The organism is Patescibacteria group bacterium (assembly GCA_041645165.1).
Lineage (GTDB): Bacteria > Patescibacteriota > Patescibacteriia > 2-02-FULL-49-11 > 2-02-FULL-49-11 > 2-02-FULL-49-11.
In genome coordinates this window covers 1-21,983 of record JBAZQN010000004.1, presented here as the reverse complement: position 1 = coordinate 21,983, position 21,983 = coordinate 1, and the positions used below count along the sequence as shown (strand labels likewise).

At 47.3% G+C, this 21,983-nt stretch carries 21 protein-coding genes, 2 tRNA genes and 1 pseudogene; 8 read left to right on the top strand and 16 right to left on the bottom strand.

The window, feature by feature from the left end:
* Nucleotides 1–17: 17 nt before the first annotated feature.
* Entirely contained in the window at nucleotides 18–1,388 is a 1,371-nt protein-coding gene (locus WC659_02155) for a radical SAM protein (GenBank protein ID MFA4872715.1), read from the top strand.
* Nucleotides 1,389–1,553: 165 nt separating this feature from the next.
* Here the strand turns inward: WC659_02155 and WC659_02150 are convergent, their stop codons facing one another.
* The 12 genes and pseudogenes from WC659_02150 to WC659_02095 form a co-directional block, all read right to left on the bottom strand.
* Nucleotides 1,554–2,249, bottom strand: a complete 696-nt coding sequence (locus WC659_02150; GenBank protein ID MFA4872714.1) for a hypothetical protein — start codon at nucleotides 2,247–2,249, stop codon at nucleotides 1,554–1,556.
* Between the two features lie 15 nt (nucleotides 2,250–2,264).
* Nucleotides 2,265–3,272 carry a DUF5671 domain-containing protein gene (locus WC659_02145; protein MFA4872713.1) on the bottom strand — a complete coding sequence of 336 codons (1,008 nt, stop codon included), beginning with the start codon at nucleotides 3,270–3,272 and terminating at the stop codon, nucleotides 2,265–2,267.
* Nucleotides 3,273–3,281: 9 nt separating this feature from the next.
* Entirely contained in the window at nucleotides 3,282–4,028 is a 747-nt protein-coding gene (locus WC659_02140; protein MFA4872712.1) for a sulfite exporter TauE/SafE family protein, read from the bottom strand.
* Between the two features lie 3 nt (nucleotides 4,029–4,031).
* Complete coding sequence (gene pyrB, locus WC659_02135; protein ID MFA4872711.1) at nucleotides 4,032–4,949, bottom strand: aspartate carbamoyltransferase; 918 nt, start codon at nucleotides 4,947–4,949, stop codon at nucleotides 4,032–4,034.
* Between the two features lie 15 nt (nucleotides 4,950–4,964).
* Complete coding sequence (locus WC659_02130) at nucleotides 4,965–5,375, bottom strand: NUDIX domain-containing protein (GenBank protein ID MFA4872710.1); 411 nt, start codon at nucleotides 5,373–5,375, stop codon at nucleotides 4,965–4,967.
* A gap of 141 nt (nucleotides 5,376–5,516) precedes the next feature.
* A complete protein-coding gene (locus tag WC659_02125) occupies nucleotides 5,517–6,476 on the bottom strand; it encodes a PEP-utilizing enzyme (GenBank protein MFA4872709.1) in 960 nt (319 codons plus the stop codon).
* Nucleotides 6,477–6,547: 71 nt separating this feature from the next.
* Nucleotides 6,548–7,129, bottom strand: coding sequence for a hypothetical protein (locus tag WC659_02120; protein ID MFA4872708.1), 582 nt, complete (start codon nucleotides 7,127–7,129; stop codon nucleotides 6,548–6,550).
* Nucleotides 7,130–7,234: 105 nt separating this feature from the next.
* The gene (locus WC659_02115; GenBank protein ID MFA4872707.1) at nucleotides 7,235–8,923 is read right to left on the bottom strand and encodes a PEP-utilizing enzyme; all 1,689 of its coding nucleotides are present in this window, start codon (nucleotides 8,921–8,923) and stop codon (nucleotides 7,235–7,237) included.
* 4 nt (nucleotides 8,924–8,927) lie between these two features.
* Entirely contained in the window at nucleotides 8,928–9,488 is a 561-nt protein-coding gene (locus WC659_02110; protein MFA4872706.1) for an HD domain-containing protein, read from the bottom strand.
* A 118-nt stretch (nucleotides 9,489–9,606) separates the two neighbouring features.
* Entirely contained in the window at nucleotides 9,607–11,847 is a 2,241-nt protein-coding gene (locus WC659_02105; GenBank protein ID MFA4872705.1) for a polyribonucleotide nucleotidyltransferase, read from the bottom strand.
* A gap of 343 nt (nucleotides 11,848–12,190) precedes the next feature.
* A pseudogene (gene rpsO, locus WC659_02100) lies at nucleotides 12,191–12,454 on the bottom strand (30S ribosomal protein S15).
* Between the two features lie 353 nt (nucleotides 12,455–12,807).
* On the bottom strand, nucleotides 12,808–14,064 hold the full coding sequence (locus tag WC659_02095; GenBank protein ID MFA4872704.1) for a hypothetical protein: 1,257 nt from the start codon (nucleotides 14,062–14,064) through the stop codon (nucleotides 12,808–12,810).
* An 83-nt stretch (nucleotides 14,065–14,147) separates the two neighbouring features.
* On the opposite strand from WC659_02095, the gene xerA reads away from it, so the two are divergent.
* From xerA to WC659_02070, 5 genes are all read left to right on the top strand, one after another.
* On the top strand, nucleotides 14,148–15,137 hold the full coding sequence (gene xerA / locus WC659_02090) for a site-specific tyrosine recombinase/integron integrase (protein MFA4872703.1): 990 nt from the start codon (nucleotides 14,148–14,150) through the stop codon (nucleotides 15,135–15,137).
* Between the two features lie 186 nt (nucleotides 15,138–15,323).
* Nucleotides 15,324–15,395 (top strand) — tRNA-Arg (locus WC659_02085).
* Nucleotides 15,396–15,477: 82 nt separating this feature from the next.
* On the top strand, nucleotides 15,478–15,756 hold the full coding sequence (locus WC659_02080) for a cupin domain-containing protein (protein ID MFA4872702.1): 279 nt from the start codon (nucleotides 15,478–15,480) through the stop codon (nucleotides 15,754–15,756).
* 200 nt (nucleotides 15,757–15,956) lie between these two features.
* Nucleotides 15,957–16,409: an LAGLIDADG family homing endonuclease gene (locus WC659_02075; protein MFA4872701.1), complete on the top strand. Its 453-nt coding sequence runs from the start codon at nucleotides 15,957–15,959 to the stop codon at nucleotides 16,407–16,409.
* A 15-nt stretch (nucleotides 16,410–16,424) separates the two neighbouring features.
* Nucleotides 16,425–16,499, top strand: a tRNA-His gene (locus tag WC659_02070).
* A 60-nt stretch (nucleotides 16,500–16,559) separates the two neighbouring features.
* Here the strand turns inward: WC659_02070 and WC659_02065 are convergent.
* Complete coding sequence (locus WC659_02065) at nucleotides 16,560–16,703, bottom strand: hypothetical protein (protein ID MFA4872700.1); 144 nt, start codon at nucleotides 16,701–16,703, stop codon at nucleotides 16,560–16,562.
* 286 nt (nucleotides 16,704–16,989) lie between these two features.
* Between WC659_02065 and WC659_02060 the strand changes: the two genes are divergently transcribed.
* Nucleotides 16,990–17,730 carry a ZIP family metal transporter gene (locus WC659_02060; GenBank protein ID MFA4872699.1) on the top strand — a complete coding sequence of 247 codons (741 nt, stop codon included), beginning with the start codon at nucleotides 16,990–16,992 and terminating at the stop codon, nucleotides 17,728–17,730.
* Nucleotides 17,731–17,875: 145 nt separating this feature from the next.
* Here the strand turns inward: WC659_02060 and WC659_02055 are convergent, their stop codons facing one another.
* The 3 genes from WC659_02055 to WC659_02045 are packed head-to-tail and all read right to left on the bottom strand — an operon-like array spanning nucleotide 17,876 to nucleotide 20,172.
* Nucleotides 17,876–18,136: a hypothetical protein gene (locus WC659_02055; protein MFA4872698.1), complete on the bottom strand. Its 261-nt coding sequence runs from the start codon at nucleotides 18,134–18,136 to the stop codon at nucleotides 17,876–17,878.
* Nucleotides 18,137–18,190: 54 nt separating this feature from the next.
* On the bottom strand, nucleotides 18,191–18,967 hold the full coding sequence (gene uppP, locus WC659_02050; GenBank protein ID MFA4872697.1) for an undecaprenyl-diphosphatase UppP: 777 nt from the start codon (nucleotides 18,965–18,967) through the stop codon (nucleotides 18,191–18,193).
* Entirely contained in the window at nucleotides 18,964–20,172 is a 1,209-nt protein-coding gene (locus WC659_02045) for an MFS transporter (protein MFA4872696.1), read from the bottom strand. The genes uppP and WC659_02045 overlap by 4 nt, the downstream gene beginning before the upstream one ends.
* Before the next feature lie 234 nt (nucleotides 20,173–20,406).
* Between WC659_02045 and WC659_02040 the strand changes: the two genes are divergently transcribed.
* The gene (locus WC659_02040; GenBank protein MFA4872695.1) at nucleotides 20,407–21,816 is read left to right on the top strand and encodes an FGGY family carbohydrate kinase; all 1,410 of its coding nucleotides are present in this window, start codon (nucleotides 20,407–20,409) and stop codon (nucleotides 21,814–21,816) included.
* Nucleotides 21,817–21,983 lie beyond the last annotated feature (167 nt).

The window sequence follows — 21,983 nt, the reverse complement described above, 5'->3', positions numbered from 1 at the left end:
AAATGAAGATATTGTTTGTGCAGCCAGATTCTCTCAATCCAGTGGTCAACGCGGGGATGCACTTTTATAATTTTGAACCGTTGGGGTTGAGTTATGTTGCGGCGACAGTAGAGGACTACCACGATCTCTGTCTAATTGATTTGAATAATGAAGCGGAGCCGGATACTGCATTTAGGCAGACGATCAGGGCTTTTCAGCCCGATGTCATTGCCTTTTCTGCAAGAACATCCTCCAATACTGGGAGAGTGTTGCAACTCGCCCAGATAACTAAAGATATCGATCGCAAGATCATAACAGTAGTCGGAGGAATACATGTGATGTTGTGGCCATACGATTTCTTTCAGAAAGTCGACGTTGTCATATGGAGGAATCCCATGGGTAATTTTCCCGTGACAGTGAAGATGATCGCCCAAGGAAGAAGACTGAAAGTAGTTCAAGCAATGATTGATACTAGCTTTGTGCCATCGGTTACATTACAAAGTTATCCGAATCCCAATCGGGAATTATCTACGCGGTACAAATATCATATTGCGATCGGCAGACCGGGGTTTGAGCAGGTTTTACAGCCAGTGGTATCAATCAAGACTTCCAGCGGTTGTCCATATAGATGTAACTTCTGTTGCCTTTGGAAAATTTGTCCGCGTTATGAGATTCGAGACATCGCTGGGATTGTGCAAGAGATTGCCTCGTTAACTCCCGAGAACATATTTTTAGCCGACGATGAGTCGTTCATCGAAGCGGATTATATGTTTGAATTAGCTGGGGCTATCATTAGTTCGGGGATTAACAAGAGATTCATTATGTACACCCGTGCAGACACGGTCGCAAAGAATCCTTGGCTGCTGGAAAAATGGGCAAGTGCAGGTTTGGTGGAGGCTTGGATTGGCATTGATGGATTCTCGGACAAACAGCTTGAGGCATACAAAAAGGAGGACACGACGACATCGCATGCTAAGGCAATAAATATTTGCAGACAAAATGCCGTGAGCGTACACGGTACGTCAATGATAAATCAAAATTTCACGCAAGATGATTTTGACCACCTTCTGAATTATACGAGCATGGAGCTCGGGCTAACTTCTTGTCACTTTTTCGTACTCACTCCATTTAAGGGGACTGTATTATACGAGAGGACCAATCCGAACAATCTATTAACTGATAATTCGGATCATTTCTCGTTACGGCAAACAGTACTTAAGCCCCATCATATGTCGGTGGAAGAATTTCACCGGCGATACGCCGATTTGCAAAAATACTTCAACAGCGACTCAATGCCTTACACGGCTAGAGTCGCTAATTTTCCGGATCAGCTATTGCCGGAGTTTGGAATGCTGGTAAAGGAAAATGAGAATCTTTATCAGGCTATTCTAAGGGTCAGCTATGAGTGATTTACTCACAGAGCGAGCCTTATCGTAAAGTGCTGAGTGTGAATTTAAGCAATCACTTCAGCACTTTGTTTTTTAAGGGCCCGCCTTAAAAATAGTCGATGAAAGCCTGGGACGAATACACCACCGCAGAGAGGTGGTGGAAAGACTAAAAGAGCGCGCTTTACCTTAGTGCGCTGCGGTGGGGTAGTAGTATTTAAAAAAAAGCTGCGCCTGATCCACGATGCTTTGTATAACCGTCAGTACGTCACCGATCTCTTCATCTCCTTTAGGGAAAATTAAGAAGCATGGCAGAGAGGTGGTGGCATCAGAGGTGTGGAGCACATAGAGATCGCGTAGCTCATGTATACGCCCTGTGTTGCTACGCGTATCCAGCAGTTCTTGGTTGCTGAATTCTGTTTTAAGGAGCACGTAGTTTTTTTGGGTGTAGATGAATTCTTTTACGGTATTTTTACTTTCTACTTCAATAAAGCGGAACATGCCCCAGTCCGCACGCACGAGAGAGGTGACGACCGTCGCGAGGAGGCTTACAAATACCTCCTTCTTTTTGTTATTTTCCATATCAGACGTGCGTAACAGGTCAGTAGTCACGCCTTCCAAGAGCGGTAAACGGCGGTTCACCGTGCCTAGGTAGGTATAAGCGTCATTGAGCTTGTCAGTCGATATTTCCAGTTTTTTTTCCATTCTTCGCAAATCCCATTTATGGAGGTAATAAAAAAGTAGCCCAACGCACACGAGCACCAGCGAGCCGAGCGATTGCGCGTATGCTTGCGGGAGAAAGAGTATGTCTTCTACGATAAAATGCGGAAGGACGACCAGTCCGAGAAAGAGCAGAAAATAGACTACTTTAACTACAGTAGACATGGCAATTATGCGCTATTAGTCTGGTATATTTTGGGCAGGCAGAGGCGAGGGGAGCGGTGTCGGGCGGATAGTGTTTCCCTCTTTGTTACCATAAATTTCCGGGTCAATGGTGCGCTTAAAACACACACGGCCGATCCCATGTTCCCAGTTCCAGTTCTGTTGAGCGGTACCGTAGATTGGTGCAGTTTTAATGCCGCGCCGGGCGTTCTCTTCGTCTCCTGTGGTATTAAAGTTCGCACAGAGCTCGAACACAAGTGGGCCTTTGATGCCGTATTCATATTGTTCATTTGTTTCTGGGTCCAGAGGCGCGCGAAACCCGCTGATATCATTGTTAAGTTCTTCAAGCGCCTGCGGAAGGGAATTTTTTTGCTGCCAGAAATATATCACTTCATTTTGTATCATTTGCAGGTCTGTGATTCGTTGCGCGTCGAACCGTATCAGCCTTTGTTTCTGGGGCGAGCCGACGAGGAAGAATCCCCCGATGATCACTATCCCTACGATGCCGACCGTTGCGCGCAGAATATTTTTTATTTTTATCGGAAGTACGCTTACCTGCCGTTTCAGATCCCAGAGATAATACCAGAAGAGTCCTGCCGCCACGAGCAGCACCGCGAGCACTTTCAGTCCAAAACGGGGAGTGAGCTCACCTCCCAGGTAGCGATGGACGAGCACCACGAGGTCGACAATGACCGTCACTGCGGACACAAACAAGGTGAGATACACAAGCCATTTGCGGATTTTAATATCCCGCCGCGCAGGGTCCTTCACCGCTTCTTTTTGGAAATACCATGCGGTCGCCACGTACACGGGGAACACCACGATCACCGTGGCGATGGTGCGGCGCAGCACACCGAAGATCGTCTCATAGTACTGCAGAGGATCAGGAAAATAATAATTCACATATTGGAAAAGAAGCGCAATGAGGCACACCGCGCTTACGTATAGGGTGCCAACGCTTAAAAGATGCAGGAACACGTCGCGCGGCGTTGCTTTGGGAGAAGAGGTAGTGAAAGTTTGGTCCATAAGATTTAGTTATTTAATAAGCAAGGCAATGCCAAAGATGCCTACAAGAATGGTGAATATGTATTTTACCCACACATCACCTTTCTTTATGGCGATATGCGCGCCTATATAGCCGCCTAAGAGACCTCCGGTAAGAAGTACTATACCATATCCATAGTCAATAACGCGATTCATCGCGAATATTATGACGGCGGTGACGGCGAGCACGAGCCCGGCAACGCGGTCCGTGGCGCTTGCTTCAGTGAGCGTCAAGCCAAAGCATGAGACAAGCACATAGCGCGCAAAGATACCGGAGCCTCCTCCGAAAAAAGCGGTCCATGCTTCTAAAATAAAGTAAAAGATGTATCCGATGCCTTTTGCCAATGGATGAGTTCGGGTACGCATCACGCCGATCTCTTTGCGCAGCAGTAAGAAGGGACACAGCGCCAGCATCATCACGCCAATGAGGCGCTGGAGAAGCTCCCTGTTGATTTGCAGTAGCAGGTGCGCTCCCACGAGCGCGCCAAAGAGGCTTGCGATCGCGAGAGACCATGCCACGGTCCACACGATTTTTTTATCGGAAGAGAAGCGCTTGATGGCGCCTGCAGTGCCGCCGAGATCGCCGAACCGTTTAGTGGCAACAGCAATGGGCGCCGGCAGCCCGAGGAAAATGAGTACAGGAGTGGAAAGGAGACCGCCTCCTCCCGCGATTGAACCGATGATGCTCGCGATAAATGATGTAAGGAATGCGATTGAATAATGGAAGAGCACGTCCATGCGTTATTTCCCTTTAATGATGGTATGCAGCAGTGCCATTCTTACATAGAGGCCGTTTCTCGCCTGCCGGAAGTAGGCGGCGCGGGGATCGCGATCCACCTCGGGCGCAATTTCATTCACGCGCGGCAGGGGATGGAGGATGCGTGCGCTTTGTTTCATGTTTCCCACAAGATCCGCGGTGAGCACATAGCTATTTTTCAGGCGTTCATATTCGCTTTTGTCGCTAAATCGTTCTTGTTGCACGCGGGTCATATAAAGTATATCTATATTCGTTATTATTTCATTTAAGTTTTCAGTTTCGCTGAATGATACGCGATGTTCAGCAAGGATTTTTTTGATATCATCGCCAAGTCTTAAGGGTACAGGAGACACAAATGTCATGTTCACATTCGTGTAATTGGTCAAGAAACGCGCGAGTGAGCGGACCGTACGTCCATATTTGAGGTCTCCCACGAATGCAATATGGATATTGTCAATATGCCCCAGTTCTTTTTGTATGGTAAAGAGATCGAGAAGCGACTGCGTAGGATGTTCACCCGGCCCATCGCCCGCATTAATGAGCGGAACTTCGGAAACGCGCGCGGCGCGCTCTGCCGTGCCCATTTCTGGATGGCGTAGTACAATTGCGTCCGCATACCCATTTACTATCCGGATTGTATCCTCTATCGTCTCACCCTTTGCCGCGGAACTTGATACCGATGCGCTCTCTTGCGAAATTACTTGCCCGCCAAGCTTGAGTATGGCGGTTTCAAACGAAAGCCGCGTGCGTGTGGACGGTTCGAAAAAAAGCGTCGCCAAAATTTTCCCCTTCAAATCATCACTCCCGCCCTGCGCTGCCACGCGCTCCATTATCTCTGCACGTTTGAGATACTCATCAAGCATTTCCCTATTAAATTGACTTGCTGACAATATATGCTGCATAGCACATTCACTGTATCATACAATGCCCATTTTTATGAAAAGCTTTTGAGAAGGCATGGTGAGAGGCAGATTCTTGAGTTCATTCTGGGGGAACCACTGGAGCGCCACAAGGTCGCTTGAAGGTTTCAGCGTGCCTCCTGATACCCGCGTCTTATGTACCAGAAATATATAGTGCGTCTCCTCTCCCTCTTTGTTCGGTTCCAAATCTTCATCAAATCCAATACTATCACTTACCGCGACTTCCAGGCCGGTTTCTTCTCTCACTTCTCTTTGGAGCGCTTCTTCAAGCGTCTTGTCCTCCTCTTCAATCCCGCCTCCCGGCAAATGCCAGGTATCAGGATAGGGGCCTACTCCCGGCTTTTTGCGGCCAAGGAGTATCTTCCCTTCCTGTTCAATGAGAGCGCTTACCACAATGCGGGTTCGCATAAGATTAAAGATAAGTAATAGAGGTGTTGATAAGACATCAACTTGGTGCGAGCTTCCTTCGCCGAAGTCTCCTACGCGCCATAGCCGCTTCGGCGACGGAGCGTGGCTTTGGAAGGCTGAATCGCACCAAAATGATGTCATCTATAATTTTCTGACGACTCCCGTCTTTGTGTTTACTTCCACTCGGTCTCCAGTTTTCAACACTTTTGTCGCCACTTTCGTCCCGATCACTGCTGGAATCTTAAACTCCCGCGCCAAAGTCGCGGCATGAGACGTTAAGCCTCCATGATTAGTTACGATTGCTTTCACCTTCATCATCACAGGTAGAAATATTGGATTAGTATCATCCGTAACCATAATATCCCCTTGTGTTATTGTACCCAACTGAGAAATGCGTCGCATCACTCGCACTCTGCCTCTTGCTTTCGATTTACCAATACCCAATCCCTTAATCTCATTACGCTCAGTCTTTGAAACATATTTTATACTGATGCGTTTAGTGATTCTAAAAAAATATTCGCACGCTTTTAATACTGCTTTGTCATGTTTTTTATGTGCGATCGATTCTAAAAATTTTGTTTCCCGGCGCCAACGTGGTATGCGGTCATAAAAGGAGGCTCCCATTACACGGTCAATTAAAATTCGTGCGCGTGAAGTAATTATATCTTGAGGATATGCAGTTCGTATTGTTGTCCCGGTAGGCAGTAAGTATTTTCCGCTGTGATATATGTCACGTGCTCGCCATGGCCCAAACGGAAGTGCGAGTAAGTGGGGCGTAAATCCAGTTTTTTTTATGAATCTCCTGAACTCTTTCAGCCATGATGTTCCTAAAGCGGGCACATATGTCCATTCATATTTTTTTGTACCCCACGGCATAGCATCTCGTCGCATTAAAATATCGATTTCCCCCACATTCCTCTTGTCTACAAAATGGTATCCATACCGCTGTAGTGCACTTGCAGTTACCACCATCCAGTCGTTTTCCCGAATTCCCCATGACCGAAAAAGATCCACGAGCTGGTCAAGCACCTCGTCAGGAACGGAATATCTGAACTTTTTTATCCGTGACTTTATTGTTTTCCTCTTCATCATTCGTTTCATACTTTGGTATGTATGACATCACTTTGGTGCGATCGCACCAAGTTGATGTCATCGCCAATACTCGTATCTTCTTAGGAAGGTTTGAGGTGTGGAAATTTTCGCGACACTATTTCCATCCCATCAAACGAATAGACTACCATGTACCGTACATACGGCCCCACCCCGTAATACTCTACAATCGCATTGATTTCGTTTTGACACTCATAGGGATAGAGCCATACACTTAAATTCAAATAATGAAACCCAAGGTGCCGTAATTTTCCGCGGAGCGCATCGCGCGCTTGTTTATATTTTTCGGGAATATCAAATATTACCACCCGCCACTTACCACCCCACTTCGATGGGCGCGTTATGGTTATATCGTCGATATGCTTTTTTTTAAGAATTGCTTGTCCTTCCCGAGTGAGTCGGTATTCCCATGCGTTGTGTTCGCTCGCACATGAAATATAGCCCTTCTTTTCGAGACGTTTAAGCGCAGTCCGTAATTGCTTTCTCGGAAATTGTCTCTCTTGGCCTGCCGAATCGAATAATTGTACTACGTTGGGCGCTATAAACGCGACCGCAAGCATTCCCAACCCTTCCAATATCTTAAGGATAAGATCAGAAAGCGAACGCTCTTCTCCTTTTATTTTTTTAGCATGTATTTTTTTCATGTCATCAAAGTAGCAGAAAAAGTGGAAGGCATCAACTTTTCGCGATCGCGAAAAAGTGATTCCCTTCATTGCTTCGAGGATAAATATTTGTGCGTGACTCACTTATTATTCTAGCACCGTGACTATTCCTTCATCAGCGTTTACTTCCACTTTATCTCCATCTTTCAAGAATTGTGTGGCATTTTTTGTACCGATGATACAAGGGATATTCAATTCGCGTGAAATTATGGCGGCATGACAGGTTAATCCTCCTTCATTGGTCACTATTGCCACGCACTTCCTGATTGAAGTGATAAAATCTGGTGACGTCATGGAGGTCACCAATACGTCTCCATGATTGACTTTATACGCTTCGCTTGGATTCATGAGCACCTTAACCGTGCCTATTGCTTTCCCTTGACAGGCAACTCTTCCTTTGAGCACGCCATGTGGAGAAGAAGGGATTGGATTATTTGATGGGAAATATTTCTGTTCTTCACGTAACGCTTGATCCCCTGCGAATATTTTTCCATGGAGCGCGCCCTCCGCAAATACGAGCATTGCATTTTTCATCCTGTGGCTTACATGGGGAATGTGACCGTGGAGTATCGGCATGAATTCATCGGGCAGGGTATATCTCATGTGATGGATGCTCATATGAGACCTTCTTCCTGCCTCCGCTAAAAGGAGTTCCAGATAATGTGCGGCCTTCATCATCCACTTTTTTCTGATATCTTGGAGATAAATAAAGTGGTCGCTTATCTCAATGAGCGCCCTTGTGTGAGCTCCTAGTTTTAATTTATTCATAAGGGCGAGCTTTTGTGCACTCGCGACATGGGCATACCCTCCCTCTTTTACTGGCGTTATGAGTCGTTTTTTTACTTCCAATATTATATGTTCCCTTTGGAGCACCTTGGTTTCAAAATAATTGTTATGCATCCAGAAATAGTTTTGCTGGAATGCATCAATCATTGCGAGTATACGTGGATCGTGTGGGCTGCCATGCGTGCGTCGGAGAGCGCTGACAATAGCTTGTAGCGAGTCTTCAATTTCTTGTGTGAATGATATATGAGTGGTAGAAGTCAAAAGCGCGAATTCGCGCTCGGAAACGCTTTTCAATTCCACCTTTAACAATTCCTCCGCTCTGATAGCGACCGGTTCAGTAGTCCATAATAAAGCAAACCACCGTGTGTATTCATCATGGAGTTCTTGGTAGAGGTTACCCAGTTGCTTTATGGGCAACTTGGGCAAATCGGCTGATTGTATTGAAAAATATACATGTTCAAGTTTTTTTGTTTGTGCCTGGATATCGTCGTGATATTTTTTAGCATTTGTTTTTTGATGCCATTGTATAATTTGTTCGCCTAAGTTTGATAAATCTTTCATTCTATTGCACCATAGCGCGTTTTCTCCTTTAAATATAATTAGTGTTAAAGGCCATGATAACCTGAAATATTCATACATCGGGCGCATCGCAGCCTCAAGTACGATATAAAGGTGATGGATAGTGCCCGCGCGCTCCCAGCGGAACCATTCCCCATGATCGATTTTTAGGCTTTTGATGAATTGTTGAAGAGATGAAAAATAGGAGGTGTGTATATTTGCGCGATAGAATTTTCTTTTTCCCTCTATCCTTTCATGTATTAAACTTATCTCTTTTAGTTTTTTTAGCTGCAGCGTGAGCTGACGCGGGTTAATAGAAAGCTTCTGCTGGAGTTCACGGAATTGAGCCTCACTTTGAAAATTTACAAAATACTCAAGCAGCCGAGCGCGCGCATGGGATGAGGTAAGCGCGTAGAGGATGTCTGAAGTCATATGATTATTTCACAGTAAATTGAGTATCTGGCGGCAACCCTAACTCTTCTCTGACCTTTTGGATCCGATGGTAGTATTGTTTTAGTACCTCTATTGGTTTGTGTTTTTCGTAATATTCTTTTGTGCCCTCATAAAGAGAACAATCAAAGATATCTGCATCCTTAATCAGTTCGCTATACGGGTCGTCACTATAGAGGTGTTTATCGCTGTGGGCTTGTATCGCATCGCAGATAACCTTAATCTCTTGATCGCTGAATTGGCTCGTGGTATGCAGGAGCTCCTTGGCGGTTTCTGCTCCCCTTTGCGCATGTTCTACATAATGCCCCGTGTCAATGGCATATACATCGTGAAGCGCGCAAATGATTTCTGCTAATTCAACGTTAAGCCCGCGTTTTATGGCAAGAAGCCTTCCTATTTGAATACAACTGCTACTATGTTTAAGCTCCCATACTTTAGAGTTCTCTCGCTGGTCATCAGTGAGAGGATTTATGAGGATTCTTTCCACCACTAATTTTTGTATTGCGTCTGAGCGGGGGAGCTGGGTGCCTTTATAATGATGATACATACAATTTGTATACATAATATATTCAGATAACATTTTAAATATAGTCTCCTTAATTTTATTGTCAATAACAAAACACCCCGCTATGATGCGGGGTGTTTTTGGTGAATTGACTTCAATCTTAGTGGCGGTCGTAGTGGCCACGGTCGCGTCCGTGGGCGCCGGGACGGCCGCCGCGGTTTATATACCTGGAGCCGTCATCAGGAGGCGCCATGAATCCTCCGGCGGGAGGCGGCGGGAAATTGAAGTCAGTCTCTTTGAGCGAAAGGTTTATCCTTCCCATCTCGTCAATTTCTATTACCTTCACCGGGATGACATCGCCGATGTTTACAATATCAGTCACTTGGTTTACGCGATACGGCGCGAGCTGTGAGATATGCACCAAACCTTCTTGCTTAGGGAGCACTTCCACGAATGCGCCGAAATCGAGAATCCTCGTCACCTTGCCTTGAAATGTTTCACCCACCTGCACTTCGCGGGTTAAATTTTTAATCCATTCAAGCGCTTTCTCCGCGCTTTCCTTCGAGAGCGCGGTGACCATAATAAGCCCTGAATCCTCGATGTCGATCTGTACGCCGGTCTTGGCAATGATCTCATTGATGATCTTGCCCCCGGGACCGATCACGTCGCGGATTTTGTCAGGATTGATCTGCAAGGGGTAGATGCGCGGCGCATAAGGGGACAAATCAGGCCGGGGCGCAGCAATGACCGTATTCATTTTTTCAAGTATCTTAAGGCGCCCTTTAAGCGCTTGGGCGAATGTTTCTTGGATCATGGGAAGCGTCAATCCCGAAATTTTCACGTCAAGCTGGATCGCGGTAATGCCCTTCGCGGTGCCTGCCACTTTAAAATCCATGCCGCCGTCATGGTCTTCAATGCCTTGGAGGTCGGTGAGGATTTTATACTGTGATTCGTCGGGAGTAGTCCAGATTCCCATGGCAATGCCTGCGACGGGCGCGCTGATCGGCACTCCTGCATCCATAAGGGAAAGGGACGAACCGCAGGTGGACGCCATGGACGAGGAGCCATTCGATGACATGATGTCTGAAACGACGCGGATGGTATAGGGAAATTTTTCCTTATCTTTCGGAAGCACTGGAAGAATTGCTTTTTCCGCAAGCGCGCCGTGCCCGATCTCGCGCCTTGAAACCCCTCGCAGGGGTGAAACCTCGCCTACCGAAAACCCCGGAAAATTGTAGTGGTGCATGTAGCGTTTCTTCCCTGATTCTTCCATGGTATCAAGGGTTTGTTCAGAGGAAGGAGAACCGAGGGTAACGACCGAGAGGGCCTGTGTTTCTCCGCGCGTGAACAGGGCAGAGCCATGCGTGCGCGGCAACAAGCCCACCTCAATACTCAAAGGACGGATTTCTTCAAAGGTTCGTCCGTCCACCCGCGTGCCGTCATGAAAGACGCGCGCGGTGACTGCTTCCGCCCATAGCTCGTGGAAGATAATATCCACCTCCGCGCGATCCTCTTTGGTGACTTCATTATCAGCCTTAAACGCGTCATCAAGTTCTTGTTTCAGGCGCGCTTCTTCTGCCGCGCGTTCCGCTTTTGACGATAAGGCTAATAGCTTTTCCAGTTTACCGGCAAGCAAGCTCTTTGCCTTCTCCTTCAATACGGCGTGGCGCGCCTCTTCTTCAGCGGTGACCTGGGGAATCCAATCATTCCGTTTCTCCATACCCTGCGCTTCAATCACCTCGCGCATAAATTGCATAAGGTTCCGCAAATGCTTCCAGCCGAATTCGATAGCCGCGGTCATCACCTCTTCGGGCACTTCATTCGCGCCTGCTTCGATCATCACTATTTTTTCGTCGGTGCCTGCAATGACCAGATCAAGTTCGCTTTCCTCCCGCGCTTTATAGGTGGGGTTCAAAACCCACTCATTCTTCACTCTCCCTACCCGCACGCCTGCGATAAGCCCTCCCCAGGGAATGGGGGAGAGCGAGAGTGCGAGTGACGCGGCGTTCAGAAGCGCAATGTCAGGGTCGTTCTCTTGGTCGAAAGACAGCGTGGAGAGATAGACTTGCACGTCGCGCCGCATCCGTTCGTCAAACAGCGGGCGGATAGAGCGGTCCACCAGCCTATTGGTAAGAATCGCCTCATCCGAAGGGCGGCCTTCACGCTTAATAAACCGGGAGCCTTTTATCTTCCCGGCTGCGTAGAGCTTTTCGTCATAATCCACGAGGAGCGGAAAATAATCCACTTTCTCCCGTTCCTTGTCTGAAATCACTGCAGTGGCGAGCACGACGGTATCGCCATACCGTACCGTGACTGCCCCATGCGCTTGTCCCGCGAGACGCCCGTGTTCTACCATCAGGGTCTTTCCTCCCAACTCGAACGTATATTGTTTCGGATCCATACCATTTCCTTTCGTGTGCCCTGACCGTCAAGCGATTAGACCCCATAAACCGCTCTTTGAGGAGCGGAAGCTCAAATGACAAAATCCAAATTTCAAATTTGATATTTGAACTTTGACATTTGTTATTCCTGACGCTTCGCGTCAGGCCGTGGTCTAAGGTGTCTGATGGCCAGGCACTTATGTTAAGAAATAAAATATTATTTATGAGAAAACCTCCCCCGTGCGGAGGAGGTCCTATCTATTCTTTCGTCTCTTCCTTTGATTCCTCTGCCTCCACGGGAGTTTCGATAAACGGTTCGTCGTCCATCTGTTTCAAGGTGGCGTCTTTCGTAAATGCGGGGAGTCGTTTCAGTTTCAGCTTCTTGGCGAGTTCTTCATACCGTGTTTCATTTTCCCGCTGGAGATAACGGAGGAGCCGCCGCCGGAGACTTACCTTACGCAAGAGGCCGCGGCGGGATGAAAAATCATGGCGGTGAAGCTTCAAGTGCTCAGAGAGCTCTTTCATTTCTTCCGTGAGGACCGCGATTTGCACCTCTGGGGAGCCGGTATCGTGTTCGTGAGTGCGGAATTTCTTTATCACCGCGTCCTTCTTTTTTTTCGTGAGCATAGTGGCCCTTTCTGTCGCGGCAACCGAGTCGTTCGTGTGCTCTTGTTACGATACGCCCAGCTTGTCGCCCTAGTAATAAGCGATTAAGAATGTAGCATATTACCGCAGGGAAAGCAAGTATATGAGCAGTACGTGCTCACTTGGCCATGACACCCCCTCCACACCTCCCCCTTTAAGAGGGGGAGGACATGGTATCGTTGTCTCCCCCTTTGCAGGGGGGAGATGCAAGAGGGGGGCTGAATCGCAAGGATTGCAATGCCCCTTAAGTGAGCGCGTACTATGAGCAGTGACTGTTCATTGACTCGCTCGCGTTCGCGGCAGGCGGCGTACGAAACGAATAGACGCGGTTCGTATTAAAGGTAAGGAATAAGCGGATCATATCCGTTTCGTATTTCCGTGCCGTCGTCATACCCGTCGCCGTCAGTATCTTCGTTCAGGTGATCTGTCTGATAATGCATGAATTCCACATAATCTATCAGCCCGTCTCCGTCGGTGTCCTGCGCACTTTCCTGCACTGGCGCGGTGATGTCAATAGAGCTGCCCGCGAACCATTCATTCATGAGGGTCGTGAATATGTGCTCGAATGCCACGGATTCCACAGGGGTATCCCATGCGAGCGTTTGGGCGGCAGAGGCGAAGGCGCCTTTGATATCGATGGCGCCGATGGAGAATGGGCCATAGGGCAGAGAAGGAAGCGGCTCAATCCGCATTTTCAGCTGTGTGACATCCTTTGCGCGCGAGTCAATCCATACTTCACCTGTGACGGAATCCGCATAGTCAACTGCGTTTTCATTATTTCCGATGGGCAAGGGCAATGAATCTTTAATGATGCGGGTGATGAGCGAGGTGATCTGCCGCAGCTCTGGCGTATTGATAATGAATGAATAAGAGAGTGGCGATGTTTTTCGATATAACTGCCACCAAGAAGGCGCATCGCGCAAGGTATACGTTTTGGGGTTGGTGAGCAGCGCCGTGAGTGCCATTGCAGTGGATTGTTGCGATGGCGAGCGGGTAGCATTCGATTTTTGTTCAGGATTGATCAGGCTCATGGAGCGCGCAAGCGTCTGGAACTGCTCGCTCTCATACCACTTGCGGGCGTCAAATTTGACCCATCCCATTCCTTCAAAGGCTTGGAGAGGCGTATGCGTACCGCGTGCATTTTTAAATAATAGGTACCGTTCTTCATCGATGCTTTTTATTGATACTTCCCCCGCTTCAGTGACCTCTCCCTCGGGCGCGGTTATTGAGTAGGTATACATTGAAGTGGAGCGTTTATATATCCTGTCCCTATCTCCTTTTACGTGTAGCGCAAGGATGGCAGGCCCATCGTTTCCGTAGGCAGTGGGTATATTAAGGGGGATAATGGCGTTTATTTCATAATGATACGCGGGGAGCGCGAGGAATTTGTTCCCTGCTTGTTGGAGCAGGCGCGCAGGCTCGCGCGCCGCATGCGCGTACCATGCGCCGCCACCCGCGCCGAGTACTATTACTACGCACGCGATAAGCAGTATTTTTGTTTGTATGCGGCCATGCACGGCAGGCCACAAAATAAAATCCCGTACTTTTTGGTAAGGACTCATATGGGAGAGGGGAGCGTGAGTTTCAGTCATAGCGTTTATATAAGTATAACATTCTCTGGAGAACTTGGCCCACTGTTTTTTTTGTATTTAGTGTCGTATAATATAATTACCGTATGAAAACAATCTCTCACTACATCGACGAATACATGGTGGATCTTGAGGTGGAGAAGGGGCGGTCTAAGATGACGGTAAAAAATTACCGTTTTTATTTAAAGCGTTTTGCCGCATGGGCGCAGGATCCAGAGCCATACGACATCACCCTTGATCTGGTCCGCCGTTACCGGTTGTGGCTCAATCGATTAAGCGATGGGCAGGATGCCCCTTTAAAGCGCACGACGCAGAATTACCACCTTATTGCGCTGCGCGCATTTTTAAAGTATCTCGCGCGGCGGGATGTGCCCACCCTTGCCCCGGAAAAGATAGAGCTCGCGCGCACTCCGGAGCGGCAGGTATCGTTTCTTGAGGGCGAAGAGCTCGCGCGATTCCTCGATGCACCCATGCAAGGCGCGGCGCAGGAATTGGTGCGTGTGCGCGATAAGGCGATTTTGGAGACGCTGTTTTCCACCGGTTTGCGCGTATCGGAACTGTGTGCGCTTAAAAAAGGGGATATCCCTGAGAGGCGCAATGACCTCACGGTGCGTGGCAAGGGCGGGAAGCTCCGCGTGGTGTTCCTTTCGCCGGAAGCGCGTACGGCGCTCGCGGCATACCTTACGAAACGCCGTGACCTTTCCTCGTATCTCTTTGTCCGCCACGACCGCGCATCCGCCACCTCGGATGCGAAGAAAAAAGGCGAGCGCATGGGAATGACGCCGCGCAGCGTGGAGCGCTTGGTCAGCCGTTATGCGCGCGAGACAGGCATTATGAAGCACGTCTCTCCCCACACGCTCCGCCATTCTTTCGGTACGGATCTTTTGCGGTCCGGCGCAGACCTTCGCGCTGTGCAGGAGCTCTTGGGGCACGCGTCCATCACCACCACGCAGATTTACACCCATGTCACGGATAAACATTTGAAAGAAGTCTATGACGCGTTTCATGGGAAGACGAGGGAGTCGCCTCATCGGCGACCCGCCGAAGAGGCGGGAAGTGGCCATTCGTCACATTGACGCAAACAATTTTAATTGGTATCTTCAATGAGTTTCATAACGATTTTTCGTTAGAAATTTAGGTTTAGTACGCAACTACGCCCCCGTAGTTTCCGCCTCCACTTATTCATGGTAGTTTCGGCGGATCCGCCAGAATTATTTAAAATAATGGAGGCGGACAACGGATACCTGCCCGCCATAGCCTGAGCCTCCGTAGTTCAACGGATAGAACGGGAGCCTTCTAAGCTCTAAATCAAGGTTCGATTCCTTGCGGGGGCAGAGGCGATGGCAGGCTGGGAATAGGGGATTTCTAATCCCTTGATCGAGGTTCAATTCCTCGCGGGGGTATTTGTATAATCGTATGCAAATACTCAAACGGCAAGAATCCATTGAGCATAAAAACAGCGAGCATTGTGTAGCCCGCGAATATCCTATTGGAGATGATTATTTGAACGGTGCGCTTGTCACTATCAATGGACATTATCCTGAATCTGGTAATGCACTAAATGAACACTGCCAAGAGCTTGCATACATAATGGCGGATTCTGGAACAATAACTTCCGGGAGTATGTCAATCAAATTGACTGAGGGAGATATGGTGCTTATTTCCGCGGGAGAGCAATATTATTGGGAAGGATAATTTACTTTATTTGTCGCGAGTAATCCTGCGTGGTATCCTGAATAACACAAAATCGTACAATAAATAATTAGAAAGACTTCTGTCTAAGATGGACCCCATGGGATGACGAGGCGATTCCTCATCGGGGTATAATGAGATGTGGACAAATATATACAATCAGCATACACAGTACTCCACAATTCTTCTATACTTTAAATTGTATGATGAGTTGGAATTATATAGCAGGTTTTTTTGATGGAGAAGGCTCAGTGACCCACAATGGTAAAGGGTTCCGTATTCATATTCCACAGACCCATCTTAGGGTGTTACAAAAAATTCAAGATTTCATTGGGACAGGTCATATTGCAGTGGTCACAAAACGGAAAGCGCATTGGAAGGATAACTGGCTTTTTTACATTGCTAAACAAAAAGATGTGAAACTGTTTCTCCAACAGGTAAAGCCGTTTGTGCATGTAAAAAAGGAGCATGTCTTCAAAGCATTAAAAGCAATTCAGCCACTAGTAGACCGCCAAGACGCGAGACTCAAGTTGGCAGAATATAGAAAAAAGAGAGCATTGGAATTAAGAAATAAAGATTATTCATACCGTAAGATAGGCAAAGTGCTCGGTATTGACTGGGGTTATGCAAGAAGATTAACGTTAAATAAAAATTGAATATCAATTCGTATGGTGCCCGTGGTGTAATGGTTAGCACAGAGGTCTGTGGAGCCTCTAGAGGCGGTTCAAATCCGCTCGGGCACCCCACAAAACACCTCCCCTTTTGGGGAGGCGTTGTTGTATGCGGAGGTGATCAATATGCCAGATTTATGGCTGGTCGTTGTCGTTTTGGTTGGGTGTAGTATTATCTTGGATTTTTTTTCGCCTCACGAGCGGATAAAAGTACATATATAATCCTGTCACAGCCATAACAGTGAGTGCGATGGCAAACCACGGGCTCAAAATGAGCATGGTGGTGATAAGGGCGGCGATGCGGTGTATTTTTCGAGGTGAGATATAGGCTCATAAAAGCGTATTTGGCGCTGGTATTGTGCTATGTAGCATCCTGCTCCGGCGAGCACTACTATACTACCCATTATTCCAATAATAATTTCTTTCTTCATCTTTTCCTGCATTATTATGCAGCAGTTTTATTGCACTATACTGCCGGTAAAATATAAATCTCACCGGCAAGACGAGACGTTGTATTATTATAGTAACGAGCTATACTGATTGAGCCAGTAATATATCATAACCTATGTCTTTTCTCTATCCCTTGGTCAGCGTCCTTGCGGTGAGCCTTGTCTCTTTTGTTGGGCTCTTTGCGATCTCGGTCAATACCGAGCGTTTGAAAAAAGTTATTTTTATTCTCATTAGCTTTGCGGCAGGCACGCTCTTAGGCGATGCGTTCCTTCATATCCTCCCTGAAATTGTAGCAGAGCACGGATGGAGTACTACGATATCAATCTATTTACTTATTTCGATCGTACTTTTCTATTGTTTAGAGCAGTTTATCCAATGGCACCATTATCACCATGTGAGCGAGGAAGAGAAGCACCCGGTCGGCATGCTTAACCTGGTCGGCGACGGGTTCCACAATTTTATCGACGGGCTGATTATTGGCTCTTCCTATCTGGTGAGCGCTGAATTGGGCATTGCGACTACGCTCGCAGTCATCTTCCATGAGATTCCGCAGGAAATAGGGGATTTTGCGATCCTTATCCATAGCGGGTTTACGAGAAGGAAAGCGCTCCTTTATAATTTTTTTTCTGCCCTTACTGCGGTCTTGGGCACGCTGCTTGCGGTATGGGCAAGCGCACGATTTGAAGGGGTCGTTCCATTCCTTCTTGCGCTCACCGCAGGGGGTTTCATCTATATCGCGACCGCGGACCTCATCCCCGAACTCCACAAAGAGGTAAATATAAAAAAATCGTTTATTCAGCTCTTCTCGTTCCTCTGTGGCATGGGGCTCATGTATTTACTCCTCACGCTCGAATAATTTTTATATACATTCAACGGCTTCGTCTTTAAATTCATGCGCTATCGTATGGCGTTTTTTTATTCATACTCAGGTGAGAAGTAGTAGCCACATCATGAGCGTAAAAAATAATATCGGATTGATAAGAATGGCGAAAACCGCGTCCTTAATTATTATGATCTATTAATAATTCCCCTGCTTCCTCTTTCGTAATTTCGATTTTGTATCCAGCCGCATCTCGACACGTTAGAGGAGGGTCTCTATTCACCAAACTTTTAAATTCTTTATTAGCTTGATCGGTACCTTCAGGCTCACTACTAAACTGTGCTAGATAATCTAGTGGGAAAAGGAGATAGTAATTATTTTCTTCTCTAATAATTTTCCAGGCACTCGATGCGCCTCGTTCGAAACCACTAATTTCGTCCATATTATTTACTATTAAAATTAGTCTTATCCAGAGAAATTTTCTAATACTTCAAGCTTACCACATCGCCCAGACAAACGCGAGCGCCGCGAGAATCCGATACACCCCGAAGGGTATAAACGTATGGCGCGCTATGAAGCGCACGAACCATTTGACTACCACCAAGGCTACGCTAAACGAGCAGATAAACCCTGCCGCAAGCAGAGACAATTCTTGCCCTGAAAATGAAGTACCTGATTTCAACAAATCCAATCCGCTCGCGGCAAGCATGGTAGGCGCGGCAAGAAGAAATGAAAATTCAACTGCGGTTTTTCTATTCCATCCCATCACCAGTCCGCCGATGATGGTCGCGGCAGCACGCGACACGCCAGGCACGATTGATAATGATTGGAATAGTCCTACCACCATTGCCTTTTGCCAGCTTAGTTGTGCAACCGTTTCGGCACGAGCTTCTTGCGGTCGTCGCGCATGCCACCATTCAAAGAGTATGAGCGCGACACCGCCAATCCCCAGCGCCCACACGGTTATGCGCGGGTCAGTGAGCAGTGTTTCCTTAATGATCTTAAAGAGCGCAAGCCCTATGAGTGCGGTCGGCACAAACGCCGCTGCCACCCGCTGCCATGCGGCGCGGTCCCGCAGAAACGATTTTCCATAGAGCGCCACGACCGCCAAAATCGCGCCGAGCTGGATAAAAATTTCAAAACTGGTGTTGAATACAGTCGTCTCTAAGCCTAACAATTTTGCCGCCACAATCAGATGCCCGGTCGAAGACACCGGCAAAAATTCCGTAATGCCTTCGACAAGGGAGAGGATGAGGGAGTGGAGGAGGGTCATACTAAGCCACTGTTGTTATTTGGTATTTTGGGTAAATGCGTTGAAAGAAAAAAGGCTGCCACCAAGAGAATCGTGAGGGCAATAAATGCAAATCGAATCTCTCCCGTAAGCATGATAATAATTGAGGTAAGAACGGGCGAGAGTACTGCGGCAGATTTCTGGGCGATCGCATAAAAACCAAAACCTTCCGCTGCCTTTTCCGGTCCTACGTGCATGGCATAATGTGAGCGAAGTATTGCTTGCGTGGAACCGATCACGAATGCAAAAGGAAGTACTATGATGAGTATATGAGTAAGCGATTTTGCAAAGAATAAATCGAGCAATATGAAGAGCCAAATAATTAAATTCATCTGTATCATTTTCACCGCACCTATTTTATTGGCTACGTGGCCAGCTACTATTGTTAAAGGGAACGCTATTATTTGTGTACCGAGCAATAGCGCTCCGATCGTACTAGTATCCATGCCAATTTCCTTATGCATGTATAAGGGAGAAAAATACATAATTGCCGCGACGCAGTCGGCAATGATCCAATAAATCAACAAGTGTCGCCATGGGAGAGGCATTGTTGGCTTCAGTATTTGTTTCAAGGGCAAAGTGTGCATAGGTGTCACCGCTCTATCACGGCGGGTGAAGAATCGCAGCGAAGGAAGTGAAAGTATAGTAAAGAGAACTGCAAACCAGAACAGCATGGCTGAAGGGGTGACGTTTATTTTTTCTAGTATCAGATACAACACCGCACACAATGCTCCTCCTAGATATCCGAATCCCCAGGCAAATGTGGAAAGCGAAGTCGTGGTGGCATTGTCGGTACTCAGTCTTTTGAGAAAGGAATCATAAATTGTTTGGGATAATTCAAACAGGGTATTGAATATGACAAAGCCAATGGCAAGCAGCAATAAATGCCACGTGAGAAATGCAGATACGAGTGCCGCGATGCTGCCGGCGGCAATAACTAAAAGAGAAAAAATGAAAGGTCTTCCTCGGTGGTCGGCGTATTTACCAAGAAAAGGAGAGATGAGAATGGCGAGGATAGAAGATACCGCAACAATCCATCCCCATATTGAATCAGGATTAATTCGCAGATGGCTTCCTGCACTTGTGAAGATAATAGGGAAAAGCAGGCTTTGGAAGATAAGCACGTATCCTGAATTGCTGAAATCATACGAAGCGAACCCAAGTTTTATCCGAAGAGATTCTTTCATATTATAGAGAGGACACCGGCAAGAATTCCGTAATGCCTTCGACAAGGGAGAGAATAATGGCATGGAGGATAGTCATACCTCCAGTATACACGTTCCAAGTCCTGCGCACATAATGTTCAAGTCCACGAACATAATTGACACCCGCGGCTTAGCGTGGTTAGATTTTGTAATCATATAAAATCAAAATTGTACCTTTAAATCACAACATTCATCAAACAAGGAAAGGGCACGACCATGAGTGAACAAAAGCTCATTAAGTACATGGGGTTCGACGGTAGTACCACTGCCTTGTCGGTGGTGGGGAGAACTGTCGATGGGGAAGAGGTGTTCGCTACGACACTTATGTTGGGAGGAATGAAGTGGCATGAACAGCCAGCTTTTGACTTAGCACTGTTACCAACCATGTTTTTAACAGTTTTACAGAAGCTGCAAAGCATGGGCTATGGGTTTGCAAAAGATGGTGCCGCGTCATTATCTTGGCGACAGCATGATATGGTTATCATGTTGTCGGGGGGTTATTGCTTGCCCGCTTTAAGCTGGCAGTGCAATGCGGCAACGGAGCAAGTGAAACAATTGCAAAGGATGGGTGCTGAGCAAGTGGTCGGGAGGATTGATCCTCGTTTTATTCTCTCGAAATATTTGTGGGCAATCAAGCAGGATCCGGCGATGTTCCTTTCGATCAAAAAGGTAATGACAACGGAGGACTATATTGCCGCAAAGCTCACAGGTGCTTATCGTCTAAGCACGAGCGATGCATTAAGCAATGGACTTTTGCGGCAGTCAGACAAGACTCTCGCTTACAAAGTTCTCCAACAAGCAGGACTAAACCCTGCATGGTTTCCTCCAGTGGTTCAAAGTGGAACCATTGTAGGCGATGTCCTTGATTTTGAATATGGGGATTTTTGGGGACCGATCAAGCGCCTTCTAAACGGCTGGAAGGTTGTTGCGGGGCTCGGTGATAATCACGCCAGCGCCGTGGGGTGCGGACTGGCGGACGAGGAAATGATCGTGGTCTCTGCCGGCAGCAGCGGCACTGTCGTTCGCTGCTGTGATCCATCTCTTCCTATAAAGGGGAAAGCAGCGGCGTTTGAATATTATCAAAAGCGGCTTCTGCTTATGATGCTTCCAGACTGCGCTATTTGGTATAATAGATTCGTCCAGACCTATGGGAAGGGCAAAAGCTTGAATGATCTTAACGCTCTCGCCCTTAAAGCTGAACAAGAGAAATGGCGAGAGATGATAATAGAGCAGGTTGAGGATGGGCATGGTGGTTGGAAGGAAGTTTATCCGCGTGGTTGGAATAAACTGTCAATTGCCGCCAAGGTGGCAAGCATCCAGCACTCAATCGCAGGGGAACTTGTTTATTTAGTGAGAGAGTTGTGCGAGGAAATGCCTGGAATAAAGATAGAAAAAGTTATTTTAACGGGAGGTTTGAGTCGCTCGTTATTTTTCCAAAAAGCAATAAAATCACATCTCGCGTGGTTATTTTTACCGCTTTTTGTCACCGCTCAAACAGGGCCTGCCGCTTTTAAGTCGGCGGCTCGAGGCGCGTTAATTAACGCCATGGTTGGGGTAGGGGCATACCCCGATCTGCAGGCTGCAATTGCTGAATTATGCCCGATAAAACCCTATCAGGAGGAATAGGGATTAGTCGATTATGCAAAAAAGGCTCTGAGCTTGCTCGCACGAATTCTAAGTCAAATGCATATTTTTTCTAAAGACTTCCACAGGGGTTAGGTATGCCAATCTCTTGCGCGGTCTTGTGTTTAGCAGTCGTTCCACGAACCTTGTCACTTGCTCCGTGATATCTG